Genomic DNA, 20,992 nt, shown 5'->3' with positions numbered 1-20,992 from the left:
AATTTTCATCTCTATTACCAACTTCAACACAGAAAGGCCTACATTATGTCGAAATTAAATCAGGTCGTATCCTACCTTGAATCAAATAAAATGGATATAGCTATCTTCTCAGATCCAGTCAGTATCTATTACCTGACAGGCTATTATGGCGATCCACACGAGCGCCACATGATGCTTTTTGTCATGCCAGATCACGCACCTCTCCTTTTCCTACCTGCTTTAGATGTCGAGCGTGCGATGGCTACTGTAGACTTCCCTGTAGCTGGCTATATAGACTCTGAAAATCCTTGGCAGATTATCAAAAGCAAATTGCCGCAAAAAACTTTTTCAGCCATCGGTGCAGAATTTGATAACCTTAATTTGACACGTTATCATGGTCTTCAATCTATTTTCAATCAATCTTTCTCAGATGTCACTCCCTTCATCAATACCATGAAACTCATCAAATCTCGCGATGAGATTGAGAAAATGTTGGTTGCTGGAGAATTCGCAGACAAGGCTATGCAGATTGGGTTCAATGCTATTTCGCTCAATGTAACAGAAACAGATATTATCGCTCAGATTGAATTTGAAATGAAGAAACAGGGTATTTCAAAAATGAGCTTTGACACTATGGTCTTAACTGGTAACAATGCAGCCAATCCGCATGGTATTCCATCTACAAATAAGATTGAAAATGATGCTCTGCTATTGTTTGATCTCGGAGTAGAAGCTCTGGGCTACACTTCCGATATGACACGGACGGTTGCCGTTGGTCAGCCCGATCAATTTAAAAAGGATATTTATCATTTAACTCTTGAGGCACATATGGCTGCGGTCAATATGATTAAGCCCGGTGTAACAGCTGAGGAAATTGATGATGCAGCTCGTTCAATCATTGAAAAAGCTGGCTACGGTGAGTACTTCAACCATCGTTTAGGACATGGATTAGGGATGAATGTACATGAATTTCCATCTATCATGAAGGGTAATGACTTAGTGATTAAAGAGGGCATGTGCTTCTCTGTTGAGCCGGGTATCTATATTCCTGGTAAGGTAGGGGTTCGTATAGAAGATTGTGGCTATGTTACCAAGAATGGCTTTGAACTCTTCACCAAAACTCCAAAGGAATTATTGTATTTTGAAGGATAAACATCCTCAAAGTAGGATAAGAAAAAGTCTATAAAAAATGGGAGTTATACACAGACTCCAAGCCATCAAGTTCCAGTAGCATCTAACCTTTCGTTCAAGTTATGCTTTGTTTCCTTAATTATTGCCCGTTACAACGGGCTTTTATCTTGTTCTGAGTCCATCCTTTGTATTCTTCTACACTTAACTTATCCAGTGCAATATTCTCCCTCTCTCACTTACAAATAGATTTTGAAATATTTTCTCATTTGTGAGCCCCTTCCCTACACTATTATTTTTCAGATAATCAAAATTTAGTGGAATGTAAACAGAATCTTATACCACCTCTACTTCTTTTCATTTTTCTCTTCAGGAAAAACTAGTTTGAAGCCATAACATAAAAAAGTTCCTGAGTCTTCTTGACTCTGGAACTTTTTGAAACTAGAAGAAAGCCGAATTTCGTCTTCTTCAACTGTTGGCACCACTCTTCATCATGACCAGTAAGCTAAGCTGTTATCCAATGTTATTTTACATAGTAAAACACAATAAAATCTACATTAGAACTTTACTAATCACTATATCAATGTCGAAGCTTATTATTTTTTCTGACGACGACGTGAAGTAAATGCAGTCGATCCTAACAAGACTAAGCCTATTAGAGAAAGTACTGATACACTCTCACCTGTCTCTGGCAAGATTGTAGTCCCAGGAGTTGGTTTAGTCTCGCTTTCCTTGTAAATGTAAGTTACAGTCTTCGTACCTTCTTCAACAGTGCCGATTGCTGGAGCTCCTGCTTCATCTACCTTAACGAATGTGTAACCACTAAATACCTTCTGCTCAGTCGTATACTCTGTACCTACCGGCTCATCAGTCTTAACAACAGTCGTATCCTCAAGAACCTCGCCTTTCTCGGTGATGTAACGAACTTGTACGCTTCCCTTCTTAACTTCTGGAGTTGGAATTGGGGACTCTGCTTTCTTGTAGATATAAGTTACAGTCTGAATGCCTTCTTCAACAGTGCCGGTTGCTGGAGCTCCTGCTTCATCTACCTTAACGAATGTATAGCCTTCAAATGTTTCAGAACTAGTTACATAACTTGTTCCAACTTCTTCGTCACGTACAACATCTGCTAATTCTGCAAGAATTTCACCCTGATCTGTGATATGACGAACAAGAACTGTACCTGTCTTAACTTCTGGAGTTGGAATTGGGGACTCTGCTTTCTTGTAGATATAAGTTACAGTCTGAATGCCTTCTTCAACAGTGCCGGTTGCTGGAGCTCCTGCTTCAGCTACCTTAACGAATGTATAGCCTTCAAATGTTTCAGAACTAGTCACATAACCTGTTCCAATTTCTTCGTCACGTACAACGTCTGCTAATTCTGCAAGAATTTCACCCTGATCTGTGATATGACGAACGAGAACTGTACCTGTCTTAACTTCTGGAGTTGGAATTGGGGACTCTACTTTCTTGTAGATATAAGTTACAGTCTGAATGCCTTCTTCAACAGTGCCGGTTGCTGGAGCTCCTGCTTCATCTACCTTAACGAATGTATAGCCTTCAAATGTTTCAGAACTAGTCACATAACTTGTTCCAACTTCTTCGTCACGTACAACATCTGCTAATTCTGCAAGAATTTCACCCTGATCTGTGATATGACGAACAAGAACTGTACCTGTCTTAACTTCTGGAGTTGGAGTAGTAACTACTTCTTTATATTCATAAGTGATTGTTTGTTGCCCCTCAATCACCTTACCACCGTTGGGTGCATCGCCTGGATTATTACGAGTACCAACAAGTGTATAATTCTTATCACCAAATTCGATGCTTACTGGTGGAGTGTCTGTATAGGACTCATCTACTGGAGTTTCAGCCGATTTGATAATCTTATCTGTAGCAATTTCAGTTTCTGTACCTTGGACAACATAGCGAGCAATAACTGAACCTGTCTTAACAGATTCTTTGACATAATAGTAGTTAACCTTCTTGATTTCACCAGCCTTTACAATGCCCGTCTCTCCGTCACCATCGGTTCTATCCTCAGACAAGACCCATTTGACGCCATCTTTATCAGTAATACTAGTTGGACGAAGATCTTGAGTATCGTATTCACTACCATCTTTTCCAGCTTTTGTATCAACTTCTGTCGTCCCAACTTCATCTTTATTCGTCAGGCCTTCAACTACTCCTGTAAGTGGCGTAACCTTCCCATTGTCATCTACAGCAAAATAGTTAACTTCAACATCACCAGTTTCAGCAACAGGTTCCTTCAATTTATATACATAAGTCACTGCACGTTGTCCAGGTAGAACTTGACCTGATACGGCATCTATAGCTAGTTTGAATGTCTCCAAGTTAGAGGAGCGCAAGTTGTTATCTAAGGTAACCTCTCCAACATTATAAAAACCTTCTGGAGCAAGAACATACGTTTTACCATCTTTGACAATTTCAGCCGGCTTTTCCTGATTTTCAGTCGTATCATACTCCGTTCCAACAGGTGCGTTTGTTGTATCAGTATATTGTGGTTGGAGAATATTACCATCCGTATCAAGATAATTGATAACAACTGAACCGGTCTTCGTATTGTTTAGACGGACTGATAGACGGAACAGATCTGCATTTGATACGGTTGAAGACTCACCCTTTACAACAAAGCGGTCTGACCATGCTTTATTGAAGCCATTGACACGACCATTGACTGTATAGTCACTCCCTACTCCTGGAAATACTGAATATGGGGTCGCACTATGAGATAATTTAAAGCTAAGTTCTGAAACTGTACCTACAGCTCGAACAGATCCTGTTCCTGCTGGAACCATATCTGGGTATCGTTCGCTTCCTGTACCACTTGCATCTGCTGGAACGACTGAACGATGGTAGGTATTTTTTGCAGTTGCTTCAATCACTTTATCTGTAACCGTCAGATTTGCCCCTGAACTAGCTGCTTCTAGCACCACATCTTGCGTCAATAAGGTCAAAATTGTACTATTGAATGAACCCCTACCAGTTTTTTCGGTGTCAGAATAACTGTCAGCCGAACCACCGATACCAGATAGATCAATAATTGGATTTGTTACAGGTTCACTAAATGTAAAGGTTACAATCGCTTCATCACGCGCACCACTAAAATCCCACTGTTTAGTATCATCATACGGAGCTGGTTGAACATAAATACCTAGGGCAGGAATGGTTTCAGGAGCTGGGTTCCCAACAAACATTTCAGGCAAGGCTCCGTATGAAGATTGATCATCTCCTTCCACCAGATATGCAATCCCTTCAGGAAATTCTCCAACTGGAGTAATCTTAGCAACTACATCAATTGTCTTTCCGTTTTCTAATTGAACGCTTGTTTCAGCTGTTGCATAGGGCGTGCTAAACTCAGGGTCAACATAAGTGTTTTCCGAGCTAATTTTGTTGTCTAATGTCCAAGTTGTATTAGTTGAATAAGTAGCTTCTTCTGCATATACCACTACTGCTTGTGGTGATACAATAGTTTCAACTGCCGCACCAGCCAGGAATAGTGCCGCTCCTACCGTAACCGAAGCCAAACCACCTTTAAATTTACGCAATGAAAAGTACTCTTGTTTTTTGAGCATATCTTTCAAATTATTTCTAAACATCTTTCCTAAAATCTCCATAAAAATATTTGGTTTATTTACTCATAGGCAGAGTAAATATCCCTAGTTAGTATTATACATTGTAACACATAATTTCGTCAATTTAATTGACTCAACCATCGCCTTCTTTTACTCCAGCCTTTTTCTCCCCCATAGTACTTCATCTTGATTATCGTTAGTATTTTATGTCCCCAAGACAACAGTTAACCCTCCCACATACTCGTAGGAGGGAATGAATATCAAAAATTTCGTCCATTTTTGCCATAACCGTACTTGTCCATAAAGTCCTGACGGAATTCTAAAAGGTTATCATCCATGATGGCTTGGCGGACATTTTTCATCAGGTTGATGAGGAAGTAGAGATTATGGTAGCTTGTCAGGCGAATACCAAATGTCTCGTCAGCCTTGAGCAGATGGCGAAGGTAAGCGCGGGTATAATTTCTACATGTGTAGCAGTCACATTCAGGATCAAGTGGAGTAAAATCTTCTGCAAACTGGGCATTTTTAACCACCAGACGACCACGACTCGTCATACAAGTACCATTCCTTGCAATCCGTGTCGGAAGAACACAGTCAAACATGTCAACACCGCGGATAACACCGTCAATCAAACTATCTGGAGCACCTACGCCCATCAGATAGCGGGGTTTATTTTCTGGCAACAGTGGGGTTGTGAAGTCCAGCACAGCATTCATCTCAGCGTGAGTTTCTCCAACAGCCAAACCACCGATAGAATAACCTGGAAAATCCATGCTAACCAAGTCGTGAGCAGACTGGCGGCGGAGATCTTCAAAGCCTGCTCCCTGCACAATACCGAATAACCCCTGATCATGAGGGCGACGATGAGCTTTGAGACCACGTTCTGCCCAGCGACTGGTTCGCTCGGTAGATTTTTTCACATAATCGTATGGTTGATAGAATTGTGGACACTCATCAAAACTCATCATGATGTCTGAGCCAAGGTTATTCTGGATAGAGATTGCCTTTTCAGGAGACAGGAACATCTTACTACCGTTGAGGTGATTTTTAAAGGTCACCCCTTCTTCTGAAATATTGCGGCTATCAGCTAGCGAGTAAACCTGAAAACCACCCGAGTCTGTCAAAATCGGCTGGTCCCAATTCATGAATGTATGCAAACCACCAGCGCGTGCAACCAACTCATCCCCTGGACGAAGCCAGAGATGATATGTATTGGATAGAATAATACCCGATCCCATCTCTTTCAATTCTTCGGGCGACATGGTTTTAACTGTTGCCTGTGTACCAACAGGCATAAACATCGGTGTTGGAAAGGTCCCGTGTGGCGTAATAATCTCACCTAACCGAGCACCTGTGTGCTTTTCTTTTTTTATCAAGTGATACTTGATTGGAACATCTGTCATTTTTACCTCCCGCTAGGAAAAACAGTCCTAGGAATATACTCTTGCCTGGTCGAATCAATTTCTACCTTCTGAAAACAATCCTGTATCATTCCCTCGTCTTGATGGAAATTGGCTTTTCGATCCGCTGAACGGCAAGTACCTCCTACCTACGGATTACTGATGCAAATAGCGTTCAATCCGTCTGAGATACTATCTGAGTGCACATTGTAGTGGCTTCATTTTCAACTTCTGCAGCCTATTTTTATTTTCATTACGTGTTAGAATGATTTCCACAGCATCTTCCAGTCTATCAAAAAAAGCCTAGCTTGTCACCTAGAATTGTGTTATAATATTGAGGTAAGGAGGTCTAAAGATGTTCACAATTTCTAGTATTCGTGAAAAAGCTCGCCAAACCTTAAATGAAACACCTGGTATCTACCAACTGGCAGGCATTCCTGTTCTTATTTCTGTCATCGTTCAACTTATTTCTTTTTCTCGCAATAGTCTTGTGGGATTGACAACAACAGAGCTTATCAACCCTAGCTATCTTTTTTCTAGCTCCTTGTTTCCGCTATTTTACGGATTACTACTAGGTTTATTGTATTTATCCGTCAGTTTTACTGTGTTCCATGTTATCAAAGGCTCAAAGAAAACAACTTCCTTTAGAGATGTCTTGACCCTTTTCAATCATAAAGATTTCGGAAAAATATTTTCTACTTTTATCCTAAAACAGTTCCTATTATTTTTGTGGGGATTGCTTTTCTACTTAGGTATAGCAATGGTTAGCGGTTCCAGTACTCTCCTAGCAGCCTTAGTCGTTGCAAGTGGGGTAACTGATCTTACTATGTTGCCTCAAGATGTATTAGCAGTAATCTTAGCGGTGTTCCTTATTGGTTTGATAATCACTCTTGTAGGAATGATTCTTTATATCCCTCAAGTCTACGCTTATTCCCAAGTTGACTATATCTTACTTGAACAATTGGAACGTGGAGAATACGCAGGAGCTTTTTCTATTATCAAATCTAGTAGAAAATTGATGAGAGGGTATAAATTTAAACGGTTTGTACTCGATATAACTTTCTTAGGCTGGTATATCCTGATCGGTATCACATTTGGTCTAGCAGGCTTGTACGTGTGGCCCTACCAATATGCAGCACAGGTGCATTTCTATAAAGAGATAATGGAAGAACAAGCTAAAAAACTTAACATATAGCTATATACAGTTCGGATTGAAGAAAAAGTTCATGTTGGACTATATTCTTCAATCTTTTTTAATTGTAGCCCTTTTCTTTTAACTGCCTTAGCGGACTGGGGAAAGGGAAGGAAGGCAGTTTCTCTCAAACCACATTAGCTCAATAACAAGAAAGAGAAACTTGTTGACAAATATTGTTGCCTTGGACAAGTTTTTTTATAACCGATCCTGTTACATTTGACCTAGCAAAAAACTAAAAAAAGAAAACTCTTAGAAATCTTGCTAGTAGCTGTGTTTCTAGGAGTTTTTCATTTTTATAAAAAAGTCAGATATATTGATTCACTAACAATAGTTAGTAAATAATGTTTCTTACATATCAAGATATTCTAGCTTGATGCACTTGTTCATGATAATAGCCTTATGCCCTGCCTGGCGAAGTATCTCTTCAGCTTCTTGATTTTCCAGTCCTAGCTGAGCCCAAAAAACCTTGGCATCTATCTGGATAAACTCATGCGCTACTTCCGGCAAATATTCACTGCGACGAAAGATATTCACAATATCTACTGGTTGAGGAATATCCGCCAGACGAGCATAGACTGGCTCTCCCAAAATAGTCTCCCCTGCAACTCTTGGATTAACTGGTAAAATCTTATAACCAGCTTCCTGCATAAACTTAGAAACACGATAGGCTGCTGTCTCTTCTCGATGCGACAAACCTACTACCGCAATAGTTTTAGCATTTCTTAGATAGTCAAACACAAGGTCTTGACTTGGGTTTGCAAATGTGTAAGTCATTCCCATCTCCTCATTATTGTTTCTTTAAAAGTAGGCTGCTATCCTGCATTTCTCTGCCGAACCAGAACTTATTTTTTAGAAATTTGATGAACTACATCTTTAAGCTGTCCAATAACTGTTTTGAGGTTGGTACGATCCTTATCAGAACCTGGGTCTAGGGAATAGTAAATAGAACCTACCACAACCGAGTCATCATAAGAACCAGTTGATTCCATACGATAGAGGGTCAAACGAGCTAGTTTTTTGTCAGGTATAAACTGGCGCCCAACATTCCACTGCTGTCCATCAATCGTGACAATCGTCTTTTCATTGAAGGAATGATTCGTTTCTGTCATTCTCGTCTCTAATTCCTCAGCAGTCATATTCCGTCCCTCTTCCAGTGGGGACTTGTTGAAGGCATTGATGTTATAAAGCTGAATCATATAGTTGCTAGAACCTTCTTTTACATCATAGACTGCTACTACTGTTTCATCCTGTGTATTTTCCTTGTTGATCGTCCAAGTGGATGGTACATCATAGTAACGGAAAAACTCCTTGACATTTCCATTTTGGTCTTTTACAGCAACACCGTTATTGGCTGCATGAATTTTGTGACCTTTTTGCGTTTCATCAGCAGGAGGATTGCTATTGGCAGCAACTTTTTCTGTATTGGCTAAAACGTTCAGCTGTTCATTCGTTGTATCTTGTTTTTCCTGTAAAACAGGCAGAGTAGCTGACAATTCTTCCCCCGAAGAGCTAGTGGATTTCTTCGTCTCTTTTGCTGCTTGTCCACAGCCCGTGAGAAGTAGACTAGCTAAACCGATACATAGCATTATCCTTTTCATAGTTTTCCTTTCTTATTTGGCTTCATACCAAGTCTGTCCTTCATTTTCATCTACAATTAGAGGAACAGATAGGTTAATAGCAGACTCCATTATCTCTTTTACCATTGTTTTGACTACTTCCAACTCCGATTTTGGAACTTCCAAGACGATTTCATCATGAACCTGAAGTAGCATGCGGGTGGCAAGTCCCGTTTCGGTCAATGCCCTATCCAAACGAATCATGGCTACCTTGAGAATGTCCGCTGCTGATCCTTGGATTGGTGAGTTGATGGCGGTGCGCTCAGCAAAATTTCGTACATTAAAATTGCGAGAATTGATGTCTGGTAATTCACGACGTCGCTTATAGAGGGTCTCTACAAAGCCTTTATCACGTGCTTCGCGTACAATGGTTTCCATATAATTTTTAATACCAGGGAAACGTTCAAAATAGGTATCAATATAAGCTTTAGCTTCTTTACGACTAATCCCTAGATTATTTGACAGTCCAAAGTCTGAGATCCCATAGACCACACCGAAGTTTACTGCTTTTGCGTTTCGACGGTCATTTGCGGTCACGTCTTCCACCTTTTCGATACCAAAGACTCGCATAGCTGTTGAGGTATGAATGTCTGCTCCTTGTTGGAAGGCTTCTATCAAGTGCTGATCTTGAGAGATATGAGCCAACACGCGTAGTTCAATCTGTGAGTAGTCCGAAGCAAGTAGAACACTATCTTCCAGAGATGGAACAAAGGCCTTACGAATCAAACGTCCTTGTGCTAGACGAACCGGAATATTTTGTAGGTTTGGATCTGTTGATGATAGACGACCTGTCTGGGTCAAATCTTGCACATAACGGGTGTGAATTTTTCCGTCCTCTAGGATAGCATCTTGCAGACCGATGACATAGGTAGACTGAAGCTTGGTAATCTGACGATACTCCAAGATCTTAGATACAACTGGAACGATTGGAGCTAAGCGTTCTAGGACATCAACTGCTGTTGAGTAGCCTGTTTTGGTTTTTTTGGTGTATTCGAGCGGTAAGCCCATCTCTTCAAATAGGATGCTCCCCAATTGCTTGGGAGAATTGATGTTAAATTCCCGACCAGCCAACTCATAAATTTCCTTAGTCAACTGGTCAATCAACACTTCGTTTTCTTCCTGCATGGTCTTGAGGGTATCGGCTTCTACTTTGATACCAGCAATTTCCATCTTGGCGAGAACATTAGCCAGTGGTAATTCCATCTCAAATAGTAAATCCAATTGTTGGTTTTCCTTTAATTTTGCCAGCATAGGGGCTTCTGTTTCCACTAGAACTTGGACTTTACGCGCCAAATGTGGGAAGAATTCTTCTCGTTCTGGCAGGGCTAGCTTGGCGCCCTTACCATAGACAGCCTCGTCTGGAAGGAGACTAGTCTGTCCATATAGGTTTGCAATGGTTGTCAGAGCATTATCTTCAACTGTTGAGAGGAGGTACTTTGCCAAACGGCTATCAAAAGTTGCTGGACATAAATGGAGCGATTTTCGAGCTAACAAGACCTTACCACGCTTAAAATCATAGGTCTTGATAGTTTCCTTCTCCAAGAACTCTCGGAGAATTGGGCTGTCCAATAGTTCTGGTCCACCAACATAAATACCGTCTTTATCTCCCCAGGCCAGTCCAACCAAGTCTTCACGGTGATAATTCTCTCCCAGTATTTCAAAATAGAAGAACTGGTCTTTTTTTAGCATGGCAGAGCTAACTTCTGAAACAGTCTGAAATTCCAGCATCTGCTCCTCAACAACTGATGAGCCTAGCTGTGCACGCAATTGCTTGAACCCCATGTCATCATAAAACTGACCAAGTTCATCCACCTTAGGACCACTATAGAGGACATCATCCAAACCAATCTCAATCGGTGCTTGTGTATCAATCGTAGCAAGTGTTCGTGACAAGAAGGCACTTTCTTTATCTGCAATCAGGTTTTCTTTCATCTTGGAGGGCTTCATGCGATCAATATTCTCATAAATACCATCTAAAGAACCAAATTCAGTCAAGAGTTTGAGACCTGTTTTTTCACCAATTTTTGTCACACCGGGAATATTATCCGATTTATCTCCCATCAGCGCTTTTAGGTCAATAAACTGAGTAGGGGTAATCCCCATCTTTTCCATGAGGTAGGCCGGTGTAAATTCTTCAAACTCTGCTACACCTTTTTTGGAGATTTCCACTACAGTATTTTCGTCCGTTAGTTGAATCAAGTCCTTGTCGCCACTGACAATAGTCACCTCGAAAGGAAGGTCTGCTCGCTCTGCCATTTTGTCCAAGGTACCGATAATATCGTCGGCCTCGTACTGATCCAGCTCATAGTGCTTAATCCCCATAGCATCAAGCATCTGGCGGATAAAAGGGAACTGCTCGCGGAACTCGTCAGGTGTCTTAGCTCGACCAGCCTTATAGTCGGCATATAACTCCGTCCGAAATGTCGTTTTCCCAGCATCAAATGCCACCAAGATATGGGTGGGTTCAATCCGCTTCATCATATGATCCAACATGAGATTAAAACCATAGATTGCATTTGTATGAAGTCCAGCCGGACTTTTAAATCGGTCGATTTGATTGTAAAGTGCAAAGAAAGCACGGAAGGCTACTGAGGAGCCATCAATCAATAATAATTTGTTCTTATCCATGAGACTATTATAACACATTGAAAAGCCTAATCAAAGAATACAAAAAGCCAGCAAGAATATTCTTACGGCTCTATAATTTCTGTAGTGGGTAAACCCCACTGTGGAGATTATAGGGCTTTTTGAGTATCAAAAAAGTCCCATAAGACTTATAATGAAAAGCGCTTAAACAACTCATTAGAAAGTATCTTATGGAACACATCAATAATACCACATTACTCATCGGAATTAAAGACAAAAATATCATCTTAAATAAAGCCATTCAACACGATACCCATATCGAAGTCACCGCTACACTTGATTATCACCCTCCCAAATGTAAACACTGTAAAGGAGAACAAATCAAATACGACTTCCAGAAACCTTCTAAAATTCCTTTTATTGAAATCGCCGGTTTCCCTAGCCTCATTCGTTTGAAAAAGAGACGATTTCAGTGCAAGTCCTGTCGAAAAGTAACTGTTTCTGAAACATCTCTCGTTCAGAAAAATTGCCAAATTTCTGAAATAGTGAGACAGAAAATCGCTCACCTATTGCTCAACAGAGAGGCTCTTACCCATATCGCTGCTAAGCTCGCTATCTCTACCTCTACTGTCTATCGCAAGTTCAAGCAATTTCATTTCCAAGAGGAGTACACTACTTTGCCAGAAGTGCTTTCCTGGGATGAGTTCTCCTACCAGAAGGGAAAACTGGCCTTTATTGCTCAGGATTTTAACACCAAGAAAATCATTACCATCCTTGATGACAGACGTCAAACAACCATCCGAAATCATTTCTTCAAGTACTCGAAAGAAGCTAGAAAAAAAGTTAAAGTCGTCACTGTCGATATGTCAGGGAGCTATATCCCTCTCATTAAGAAATTATTTCCAAATACCAGAATTGTCCTCGATCGTTTCCACATTGTCCAGCACATCAATAGAGCTCTCAAGCAAACACGTATTGAAATCATGAAGCAATTTGACGATAAATCTCTTGAATACAGAGCTCTTAAGTACTACTGGAGACTTATTCAAAAAGATAGTCGGAAACTATCTCCTAAGGCTTTCTACTCTAGAACTTTTAGAGAGACTCTAACGCCTAGAGAATGTCTCAATAAGATGTTCAAACTGGTCCCTGAGTTAAAATCTTATTATGACCTGTACCAGTTACTCCTTTTCCACCTGCAAGAGAAGAATACTGAGCAGTTTTGGGGCTTAATTCAAGACGCTTTACCTCATCTCAATCGCACCTTTAAAACCGCTTTGAGCACATTTATTCGCTATAAAAACTACATCACTAACGCCATTGAATTGCCTTACTCTAACGCTAAACTTGAGGCCACTAACAAACTCATCAAAGACATCAAGCGCAATGCCTTTGGTTACAAGAACTTTGACAATTTCAAGAAACGTATCTTAATCGCCTTGAACATCAAAAATGAGAAGACGAAGTTCGTCTCCTCTCGCGCTTAGCTATAAGTCACCCACTACAGTTGACAAAGAACCATTCTTACTGACCTCAAAACTAAAATATCTAATTTTTTGTTTTAACTGTTAAAATAGCGATAACTAAACAGAATCATACTATTGCTGTAAGCAATCTAACTTAACCTAAAAATAGACTGTTTAAACTTGCAGATACTTGCAATCGCAAAGGCAAGCAAAGTGATAAAAGATAAATTAGATAGGCAGATCTATTCAACCGACTTCAATGCTTCTAGCATATTGACCTTTCGGAGGAGATGATGAACATACCAGCCGAGAGCTGCTAGAATGCCAAGGATAGCAAGTATTGGAATAAGGTAGACTTCCAATCCAACATTCGGATTAAAGCGGATACTGTCCGAACTAATCATGACTAAGAGAAGCCTATGAAGATAGCTTCCACCAATTAGGCCGACCAGTATTCCAATCAATGAAAGGACAATGGTTTCTCTATAGATGTACATCGTTACTTCCTTATTGTGGAAACCCAGCACCCGAATGGTTGACAATTCACGAATCCGCTCCGACATGTTTATAATAGTGAGGTTATAAAGGATAACAAGACCTAGTAAGATAGATAAAATGATTAAGATGGTCATGATGGTCTGGAGCGAACCTGCAATGGTGGTCAACATAGCCATGAGAGATGTATTTTGTACCACACTTTTTACTGCTGGCATGGCTAGAAGTTGATGGGCAGTCTTTTTTATATGATTTGTCTTATCCTCTTTGAGCTGGACTAGGTAGGCGTTAGCGGTTCTACGCTTTCCTGTTACCTGTCTATAATAGCTATCCGTCATGTAAATGAAGTGACCTGCATACATATCTACTACAGCAGCAACCCTAACTTGGACTTCCTTCTCCTCCAAGGTCAGAGGGATTTTATCACCAGCTGTTACGCCATAGATTTGAGCTAATTTTTGAGTTAAGATAATGCCCCTATCACTCAATTTAATTGTTTGCCCAGATTGAGTTTTCAGGCTGACAAGATTTCCTAAATCTTGCAGATTAGAGATAAACAGGCTAATAGAAAGATTTTTTCTTTGGTCTCTTTCCTGCACTGCTTCTTTTAATTGGTCAAAAACCACCGGAAGAGACTGGCGAACTTGATTGGACTGGAGAAAATCTGTCAGTTTATTCAAGTCTTTCTCGGCGGCTCTGCTATTTTCCACTACCAACATATCATAATGAATCAAATCAGTGAACTGTCGTTTCACTACGCCTGATATGGAGGACCGAATTCCCAATCCACCAAACAGGAGAGCAACAGTACCTGCTACTCCCAAAATAGTCATCAGCATGCGGAGTTTGTAGCGAAAAATGTTACGAGCCGTCACTTTATGAGTAAAAGTGAGACGGGACCAGATAGCTGGCCATTTTTCTAACCAGATGGTAGATCCTACTACCGGTGGTTTAGGTAAGAGTAATTGAGCTGGTTTTTCTGCTAGTTCATGTCGTGCAACCAGATAGGCTGGTAAAACAGAAGAAATCAAAGACAAGAGGATAGCCACCCCTGTCCAAAGGGGGTAAAAATGGAGTTTTGCTGGACCAATCACGGTTGTTTTTGTGATAATACTGGAGATAAGAGGTGATAGAATGAGATTTCCTACTACAACTCCCACCAAAGTCCCTACTAATCCTGCCCCTAATCCATAAAGGATAAACTTGGCCATTATCTGTCTATTGGTATAACCTAGAGACTTGAAAAGGCCTGAACGTGTCCGTTCCTCATCCACAAAGCGAGCCATAGTGGTGAAGGTGACGAGAGCTGCCACCAAGTGGAGAACAACAGGAAAGACATTTCCTACTGCAGCAATAGACTTGGTTGCATTGCTATAAGTTGTATAGCCATCTCCTCCAGGCAGACTTGAACGTGTCAAAATTTGATAGGGTGATTTTTCAAGTTTATTAAGACCAGACTTAGCAGCTTCAATTTCTGACTGAGCTTGGCTAAGGTGTTTATCGGCCTTCGCTTTATTGGTTGATAGCTCAGATTGTACTTGGGACAATTCTTTATCAGCCTCTTCCAAACGCAAGGCGTCTTGATTGAGTTTTAAACTGGAAGACTCTAACTGGCTAAGACTCCATTCATAATCTGCTACTGCGGCATGATAAGCTGCAACGCTTTGTTCGTATTGGCTAAGACTAGCTTGATACTGTGCTACACTAGCTTGGTGTTCTTCATTCCATTTTTGATACTGAGCTAAGGCTGTCTCATGTTCCTTTACCTTAGACTGGTAATAATCATGCCCTTGTAGATAAGTCTGATTAGCTTGCTCATGTTCTATCTCTAGTTGGTTTAGACGTTGTTTTTCTGCATCCAATTGTTCCTGTTTTGCTAGCAATTCAGGATAATCTGAAAGAGTTTGCCCTTCCTGCACCTGACTAGCAATTTGCTTATCCAACTCTTGTTGATCACGATGCCAGTTAAAACGTCCTGTTGAGATAGTTGAGGCATTCTGGCTAAGTTTGGTATTTTGAGTATCCAACTCTTGCTTGGCCTGCTCCAGACGTTGGGCTGCTTGTTCTAGTTCCATGCGGTTTCCTTCTAAAAAAGAACCGGTCTGATCCAGTTGCGATTTCCGATTATCTAGCTCTTTCTTGGTCCGCTCTAATTCACTCTTATTTGATAATAAACCGGTCAAAGCATTTTTCAATTCTGCTTCAGATTGAACAATCTTAGCGCGACCTCGTGCAAATTCACTGCGACCATTATCCAATTGTTTTTGGCTAGTTTGTAGTCTTTCTTCAGCTTGCTTTAGCTGTGATTGGGTAGCAGAAATTTCTCCTTCACTTTTAGAAATTTCAGCCTGTCCATTTGACTGAATAGCAGCTAACCGTTTTTCATCATTATCTTCTAAAAGCTTTTCTACCTCTTTTTGATGTTTGCTTAATTGTTCTTGATAAGCTTGACTATAATAAGGAAGATTTACCAAATCATCATAGCGTAAACGAGCAATCATATAGGCATCTGAATGAAATGCTGTTTCACTGATTACCCCATACCCTGCTAGTTGACCAGTTCCACTGGCAGCCAGTCCCATGGTCTCATTGTCCCATATTTCTGATGAAGCGACAAAACCAACCACCGTAAAACTAGTCTGAGTCAATACCCTGCCATTCTTGTCTGGTTCTGTCACAACAAACTGGTCACCTAATTGGTAATGTGTTCGCAAAGAAGGCGATAGGGCTATCTGATCCTTATTACTAGGAAATTGACCTTCTAAAAGATGATAGTTTGAGATAGTTCTTGGTGCAGAAAATAAGCGAATGGCTTCCTGCTCTTTCTCTGTAGTCACATCCTTAAAGTAGCCTGCTTCGACTGCGACTCCTTTCAAGGTTCTTAGTTCTTCAAGGTCATCTTGACTGATCCCTAAACCAGATAAAACTGCCAAATCCATTGTTTGATGAGCTACAAGATAGGACTGAGCTGTTTTCTCCATATTGGGAGATGTCACTTTCAAACCTGTCAAGGCTAAAGCACCTAGCATCATCAAACTAAAAATAGATAGGAATCGTCCTTTGGAAGAAATCAAGGACTGTCCCATATCCTTCCAATAGATTTTCTTTTTCATATTTTCTCCAACTAATACTCTAGATCGGTGATATTCTGCGGATGCGAATTTAACTCAACCGAGTACACATGTGCATCTCGCATTTTAATAACTCGATCTGCAATCGGAGCCAAGGCTGCATTGTGCGTTACAATAATGACTGTTGTCCCATCCTTGCGAGACATGTTCTGCAAGATTTGCAAAACATGTTTTCCCGTCTGATAATCCAAAGCACCGGTCGGCTCATCACAAAGTAAGATTTTAGGCTTTTTGGCAACCGCCCGAGCTATAGCAACCCGTTGCTGTTCACCGCCCGAAAGCTGGGCAGGAAAGTTATTCAGTCGGTGTCCTAGCCCCACCTGTTCAAGAATCTCCTCGGCATCTAGAGCATCTTTGACAATCTCTGCTGCTAGTTCAACATTTTCCTTAGCTGTGAGGTTGGCTACTAAATTGTAAAACTGGAAGACAAAACCAACATCATCTCTGCGATAATTAGTTAATTCATGACTAGATAATCGAGCAATGTCTATGCCATCAATCCAAACTTCTCCTTCATCATTACTATCCATCCCACCAAGAATATTAAGCAAGGTAGATTTTCCTGCACCAGATGAACCCAAAATAACAACCAGCTCTCCTTTTTCAATTTCAAAAGAGACATCCTGGTTCGCCACAATGGTTGTCTCACCCATTCGATAATATTTTGAAGACTGTTTGATTTCGATATAAGCCATGGCCTTCTCCTCTCTCCTTAGGTTTATTATACCATAAAAGAGAAGACTCCCCTCTTCTCATCTACCTTATCATTCTTTCATTGAATTTCAAGATCATTAAATCCCAAGTTGAAAGCCTAGAAAAAAATAGGCTTTAGAAGACGGGACAAAAATCAAATAACGTCCGTATAGAAACTATGAAAGTTGGCAATGACAAATCAAGAAGAAAATAAAAAGAGAAGTGAGGACAATATTGGGTAAACAACAAACCCTTCATAAATGTTAAGCTCCCCCTTAAATGCCTGTAGGTAACAAAAAGAGGAGATGATGTGTCCCCTCTTCAATAAAACAAAAGTGTTACAAAGAACTTTCCATAAAATCCAGTCAAATCTGCCAGACGGAAGTATTTCCGTATTAGGCAAGGTGACAATAATCATCTCTTAAAATTATCTCAGTTCAACACGGCTAGTGCTGCTTCGTAGTTTGGTTGTTCGTTAACATTGTCCAAGTATTCGACATAGATGATTTCATTGGCCGCATTTAGGACAAAAACTGCTCTAGCTAGAAGGTTCCATTCCTGCATGAGGACACCATAGGATTTACCAAAAGCGTGATCGTAGTAGTCCGATAGAGTCACCGCATCTTCTAATCCTGCAGCTCCACACCAGCGTTTTTGAGCAAACGGAAGATCGACCGAAACAGTAATGACAACTGTATTGTCACGCTCTGCCAAATCCTGATTGAAGCGACGGGTTTGCGCATCACAAACCCCTGTGTCAATGGAAGGCACAACGCTGATAACCTTTGTTTGCTTGCCAAAATCGTTCAAACTTTTCAGACTCAAATCATTAGCCATTAGGACAAAATCTGGGGCCTTGTCCCCCACCTGCAAACGGGGGCCTACTAAGGTCACTGCTTTTCCAATAAACGTTGTCATATAATTCTCCCTTACAACTTATTTTTTTAATAATCATTGTAAGCGTTTTTGAAAATATTATCCACTAATTTGATTCATTTCTAAAATCCATCAGAAAATAAAAGTCAGTAGCTAACTAAAAAAAGACAGAAATGGGAAAGTGACTATTTCTTAAAAGCTTGAATCTCCAGTCTCATACTCCTCAAACGCAGAGCATTAAGCACTACGGATACGGAACTCAGACTCATTGCTGCACCTGCAAGCATAGGATTTAGCAAAGGACCATCGAAAAGGTATAGTAATCCCATAGCAATAGGTATACCGACAACATTATAGGCAAAGGCCCAAAAAAGATTTTGTTTAATTGTCCGCATGGTTGCTTGACTAAGCTTGATGGCTTTGATGACATCCAACATATCACTATGCATGAGAACTACATCAGCGGATTCAATGGCAATATCCGTGCCCGAACCGATAGCGATGCCTACCTGCGCCTGAGCTAGGGCTGGAGCATCATTGATGCCATCCCCCACCATGGCTACACATTTTCCTTGACTTTGCAAGAGTCGAACTTGATTGGCCTTATCATCAGGTAACACTTGACTAATAACCTGCTCAATCCCTATTTCTTTGGCAATGGCTTGTGCTGTTTTTTTATGATCTCCTGTTAACATAACCACTTTTAAGCCCATAGCTTTTAGGGTCTGTATAGCCTCTTGACTGGTCTTCTTCACTCGGTCAGCGATTGCAATAACCGCCAAGAGTTCCTTATTAGCTGCTAAAAATACTGGCGTCTTAGCTTCTTTTGCAAATTGTTCCGCTACTGCACGACCTTCCCCAAGCTCAATTTCCTGTTCACTCATCAAACGTTCATTCCCCAAGTGAATAGTCTGCTCTGCTATTGTCACTGAAAGACCACGGCCAGCATGTACCTGAAAATTTGTTGCCGCTAGCAAGGCAATAGACTCCTCTTTTGCAGTTTGAAGGAGAGCCTGAGCCAAGGGATGTTCTGAAAACTGTTCGCTACTTGCTGCAAGTTGAAGGACTTGTTCTCGATTTTTATCCGCTAGAAGCTGAATGGCTACCACTTGAGGCTGCCCCTCGGTAATGGTGCCAGTCTTGTCAAAAATAAGGGTGTCCACCTGCTGCAAGGCTTCTATAGCTTGGCTGGATTTGAAGAGTAGCCCGTTTTCTGCTCCCTTTCCCGTACCAACCATGATGGCAGTCGGCGTTGCTAAGCCTAAAGCACAGGGACAGGCAATAACCAGAACAGAAATTGAAATAGTCAGGGAGAATATCCAAGATTCTTGCCCTAGAAAATACCAAGTTAGACCAGATAATAGTGCCAACCCCATAACGATAGGAACAAAGACTGCTGATACTTGGTCAGCAAGTTTGGCGATGGGAGCTTTAGACCCCTGTGCCTCCTCTACCAAGCGAATAATCTGGGACAAAGTTGTATCACGACCAACCTTGGTTGCCTGCATTTGAATGGCTCCCTGTTGATTAAGAGTAGCACCAAAAACAGTATCTCCTACCATTTTCTTGACCGGTAGACTCTCCCCTGTCAACATGGACTCGTCCACTCTGGTCTGTCCCTCTAGGACTTTGCCATCCACAGGAACCTGCTGACCTGGTCGAACAATCAATCTATCTCCTACTAGGACTTGATCAATCGAAACCTGCATTTCTTGCCCTTCACGTAAAACTTGAGCTGTTTGAGGGATTAGATTCATCAGTTTTTTTATAGCTTCAGAAGTTTGTCCCTTGGATCTAGCTTCAAAGTATTTTCCTAGGGTAATCAAAGTCAATATAACTGCGGCCGATTCAAAATACAAGTCCGGATGCTGACCATGCATAGGTACTTCTCTGCCTGATAGAAGAAAACCAAGCATCAACATCCCTTGAAGAAGAGCTGCACTGGTCCCTGCGGCAATCAGAGAGTCCATATTGGGATGGGCCTGAAAGAGCATTTTAAAGCCTTTTTTGAAAAAACTGCGACCGATATAAAGGACTGGCAAAAGCAAGATCAATTGACTGGTGGTATAGAATAAAGGCTGATGGAGCCAAATTGGCAAAGGAAGTCCACCAAACGGCAACATAGGTCCCATAGATATATAAAGCAAAGGAAGGGTAAATAAGGCTGACCAGATAAATTGATTCCACAGAATTTCTTGCTTAGTCAGCTTTTTTTTCATTTCTTTCTCTCTCTCTGATGCTTGCCAGACCAGTTTATAACCTGCTTTTTTGACAGCAGCCTCTAAACTAGCTAGATTTTGCTGGTCTCGATCGTAACGGATTCTTACTTTTTCTGTAACCAAATGAACATTGACTTCTTCTACACCTTCTAATTTTCTAAGGGTCTTTTCTACCATCATGGCACAGGAAGCACAGGTCATTCCTTCTATCAGATAGGTTTCTGTTACCAAATTATCAACTAAACGGTAGCCTGCCTTTTCAACCGTCTGGCTAATATCTTCAAAACTTAGGAGTTTTTCATCATAGGTAAGAGTCAATTTCTCAGTGGCTATATTCACACCAACCTGCTCCACCCCTGTTAACTTCCCTACAGCTTTCTCTACTGTCATAGCGCAGGAAGCACAAGTCATTCCTTCAACTGAGTAGCTTGCTTTCTTCATTTTAAACTCCTTTGACTACATTTGTAATCATATTGTACATATTTTGACTACATTTGTAAATGATTTTGATTAAAAAATGGGAATGAATCTGATCCCAATAATTGCCCCCAAAAAATGCAATACTGAGAAGCAAGATAGTAAAATGTAAAAAGCGAACAGATTGGAATTCAG

At 40.8% G+C, this 20,992-nt stretch carries 12 protein-coding genes; 3 read left to right on the top strand and 9 right to left on the bottom strand.

Going from position 1 to position 20,992, the window contains the following annotated elements; all coding sequences use genetic code 11:
* The first annotated feature begins 45 nt into the window (after positions 1–45).
* The gene (locus BZG42_RS02880) at positions 46–1,131 is read left to right on the top strand and encodes a M24 family metallopeptidase (protein ID WP_155961915.1); all 1,086 of its coding nucleotides are present in this window, start codon (positions 46–48) and stop codon (positions 1,129–1,131) included.
* Positions 1,132–1,703: 572 nt separating this feature from the next.
* Here BZG42_RS02880 and BZG42_RS02875 read toward each other — a convergent pair.
* Both BZG42_RS02875 and tgt read right to left on the bottom strand, forming a co-directional pair.
* The gene (locus BZG42_RS02875; RefSeq protein WP_159780080.1) at positions 1,704–4,727 is read right to left on the bottom strand and encodes a MucBP domain-containing protein; all 3,024 of its coding nucleotides are present in this window, start codon (positions 4,725–4,727) and stop codon (positions 1,704–1,706) included.
* A gap of 236 nt (positions 4,728–4,963) precedes the next feature.
* On the bottom strand, positions 4,964–6,106 hold the full coding sequence (gene tgt / locus BZG42_RS02870; protein ID WP_155995659.1) for a tRNA guanosine(34) transglycosylase Tgt: 1,143 nt from the start codon (positions 6,104–6,106) through the stop codon (positions 4,964–4,966).
* A 352-nt stretch (positions 6,107–6,458) separates the two neighbouring features.
* On the opposite strand from tgt, the gene BZG42_RS02865 reads away from it, so the two are divergent.
* On the top strand, positions 6,459–7,298 hold the full coding sequence (locus BZG42_RS02865) for a DUF975 family protein (protein ID WP_155995657.1): 840 nt from the start codon (positions 6,459–6,461) through the stop codon (positions 7,296–7,298).
* Between the two features lie 348 nt (positions 7,299–7,646).
* Here BZG42_RS02865 and BZG42_RS02860 read toward each other — a convergent pair whose 3' ends face one another.
* The 3 genes from BZG42_RS02860 to polA all read right to left on the bottom strand — a co-directional run bounded on the left by BZG42_RS02860 (position 7,647) and on the right by polA (position 11,542).
* Positions 7,647–8,072, bottom strand: coding sequence for a CoA-binding protein (locus BZG42_RS02860; RefSeq protein ID WP_024531642.1), 426 nt, complete (start codon positions 8,070–8,072; stop codon positions 7,647–7,649).
* 68 nt (positions 8,073–8,140) lie between these two features.
* Positions 8,141–8,896, bottom strand: coding sequence for a glucose-6-phosphate isomerase (locus BZG42_RS02855; RefSeq protein WP_155964632.1), 756 nt, complete (start codon positions 8,894–8,896; stop codon positions 8,141–8,143).
* Between the two features lie 12 nt (positions 8,897–8,908).
* Positions 8,909–11,542 carry a DNA polymerase I gene (polA, locus tag BZG42_RS02850; protein WP_155995655.1) on the bottom strand — a complete coding sequence of 878 codons (2,634 nt, stop codon included), beginning with the start codon at positions 11,540–11,542 and terminating at the stop codon, positions 8,909–8,911.
* A gap of 188 nt (positions 11,543–11,730) precedes the next feature.
* Between polA and BZG42_RS02845 the strand changes: the two genes are divergently transcribed.
* The gene (locus BZG42_RS02845; protein ID WP_159780071.1) at positions 11,731–12,987 is read left to right on the top strand and encodes an ISL3 family transposase; all 1,257 of its coding nucleotides are present in this window, start codon (positions 11,731–11,733) and stop codon (positions 12,985–12,987) included.
* 221 nt (positions 12,988–13,208) lie between these two features.
* On the opposite strand, the gene BZG42_RS02840 is transcribed toward BZG42_RS02845, so the two are convergent.
* From BZG42_RS02840 to BZG42_RS02825, 4 genes are all read right to left on the bottom strand, one after another.
* Positions 13,209–16,574: an ABC transporter permease gene (locus tag BZG42_RS02840; protein WP_155996067.1), complete on the bottom strand. Its 3,366-nt coding sequence runs from the start codon at positions 16,572–16,574 to the stop codon at positions 13,209–13,211.
* An 11-nt stretch (positions 16,575–16,585) separates the two neighbouring features.
* Positions 16,586–17,287 (bottom strand): ABC transporter ATP-binding protein, encoded by a 702-nt coding sequence (locus tag BZG42_RS02835; protein WP_120171446.1) that lies wholly within the window; start codon positions 17,285–17,287, stop codon positions 16,586–16,588.
* A 430-nt stretch (positions 17,288–17,717) separates the two neighbouring features.
* Positions 17,718–18,203, bottom strand: a complete 486-nt coding sequence (tpx, locus tag BZG42_RS02830; RefSeq protein ID WP_120171445.1) for a thiol peroxidase — start codon at positions 18,201–18,203, stop codon at positions 17,718–17,720.
* A gap of 143 nt (positions 18,204–18,346) precedes the next feature.
* Entirely contained in the window at positions 18,347–20,821 is a 2,475-nt protein-coding gene (locus BZG42_RS02825; protein WP_155996070.1) for a heavy metal translocating P-type ATPase, read from the bottom strand.
* Between the last annotated feature and the right edge of the window lie 171 nt (positions 20,822–20,992).

Source organism: Streptococcus sp. DAT741, from assembly GCF_009866825.1.
GTDB classification, from domain to species: Bacteria; Bacillota; Bacilli; order Lactobacillales; family Streptococcaceae; genus Streptococcus; species Streptococcus ruminantium.
The sequence above is the reverse complement of the archived record's forward strand: the minus strand, read 5'-3'. Positions and strand labels throughout refer to the sequence as shown.

Coding starts and splice junctions, on each gene's coding strand:
- BZG42_RS02880 (WP_155961915.1), top strand. CDS start 46: ATGTCGAAATTAAATCAGGTCGTATCCTACCTTGAATCAAATAAAATG.
- BZG42_RS02875 (WP_159780080.1), bottom strand. CDS start 4,727: ATGTTTAGAAATAATTTGAAAGATATGCTCAAAAAACAAGAGTACTTT.
- tgt (WP_155995659.1), bottom strand. CDS start 6,106: ATGACAGATGTTCCAATCAAGTATCACTTGATAAAAAAAGAAAAGCAC.
- BZG42_RS02865 (WP_155995657.1), top strand. CDS start 6,459: ATGTTCACAATTTCTAGTATTCGTGAAAAAGCTCGCCAAACCTTAAAT.
- BZG42_RS02860 (WP_024531642.1), bottom strand. CDS start 8,072: ATGACTTACACATTTGCAAACCCAAGTCAAGACCTTGTGTTTGACTAT.
- BZG42_RS02855 (WP_155964632.1), bottom strand. CDS start 8,896: ATGAAAAGGATAATGCTATGTATCGGTTTAGCTAGTCTACTTCTCACG.
- polA (WP_155995655.1), bottom strand. CDS start 11,542: ATGGATAAGAACAAATTATTATTGATTGATGGCTCCTCAGTAGCCTTC.
- BZG42_RS02845 (WP_159780071.1), top strand. CDS start 11,731: ATGGAACACATCAATAATACCACATTACTCATCGGAATTAAAGACAAA.
- BZG42_RS02840 (WP_155996067.1), bottom strand. CDS start 16,574: ATGAAAAAGAAAATCTATTGGAAGGATATGGGACAGTCCTTGATTTCT.
- BZG42_RS02835 (WP_120171446.1), bottom strand. CDS start 17,287: ATGGCTTATATCGAAATCAAACAGTCTTCAAAATATTATCGAATGGGT.
- tpx (WP_120171445.1), bottom strand. CDS start 18,203: ATGACAACGTTTATTGGAAAAGCAGTGACCTTAGTAGGCCCCCGTTTG.
- BZG42_RS02825 (WP_155996070.1), bottom strand. CDS start 20,821: ATGAAGAAAGCAAGCTACTCAGTTGAAGGAATGACTTGTGCTTCCTGC.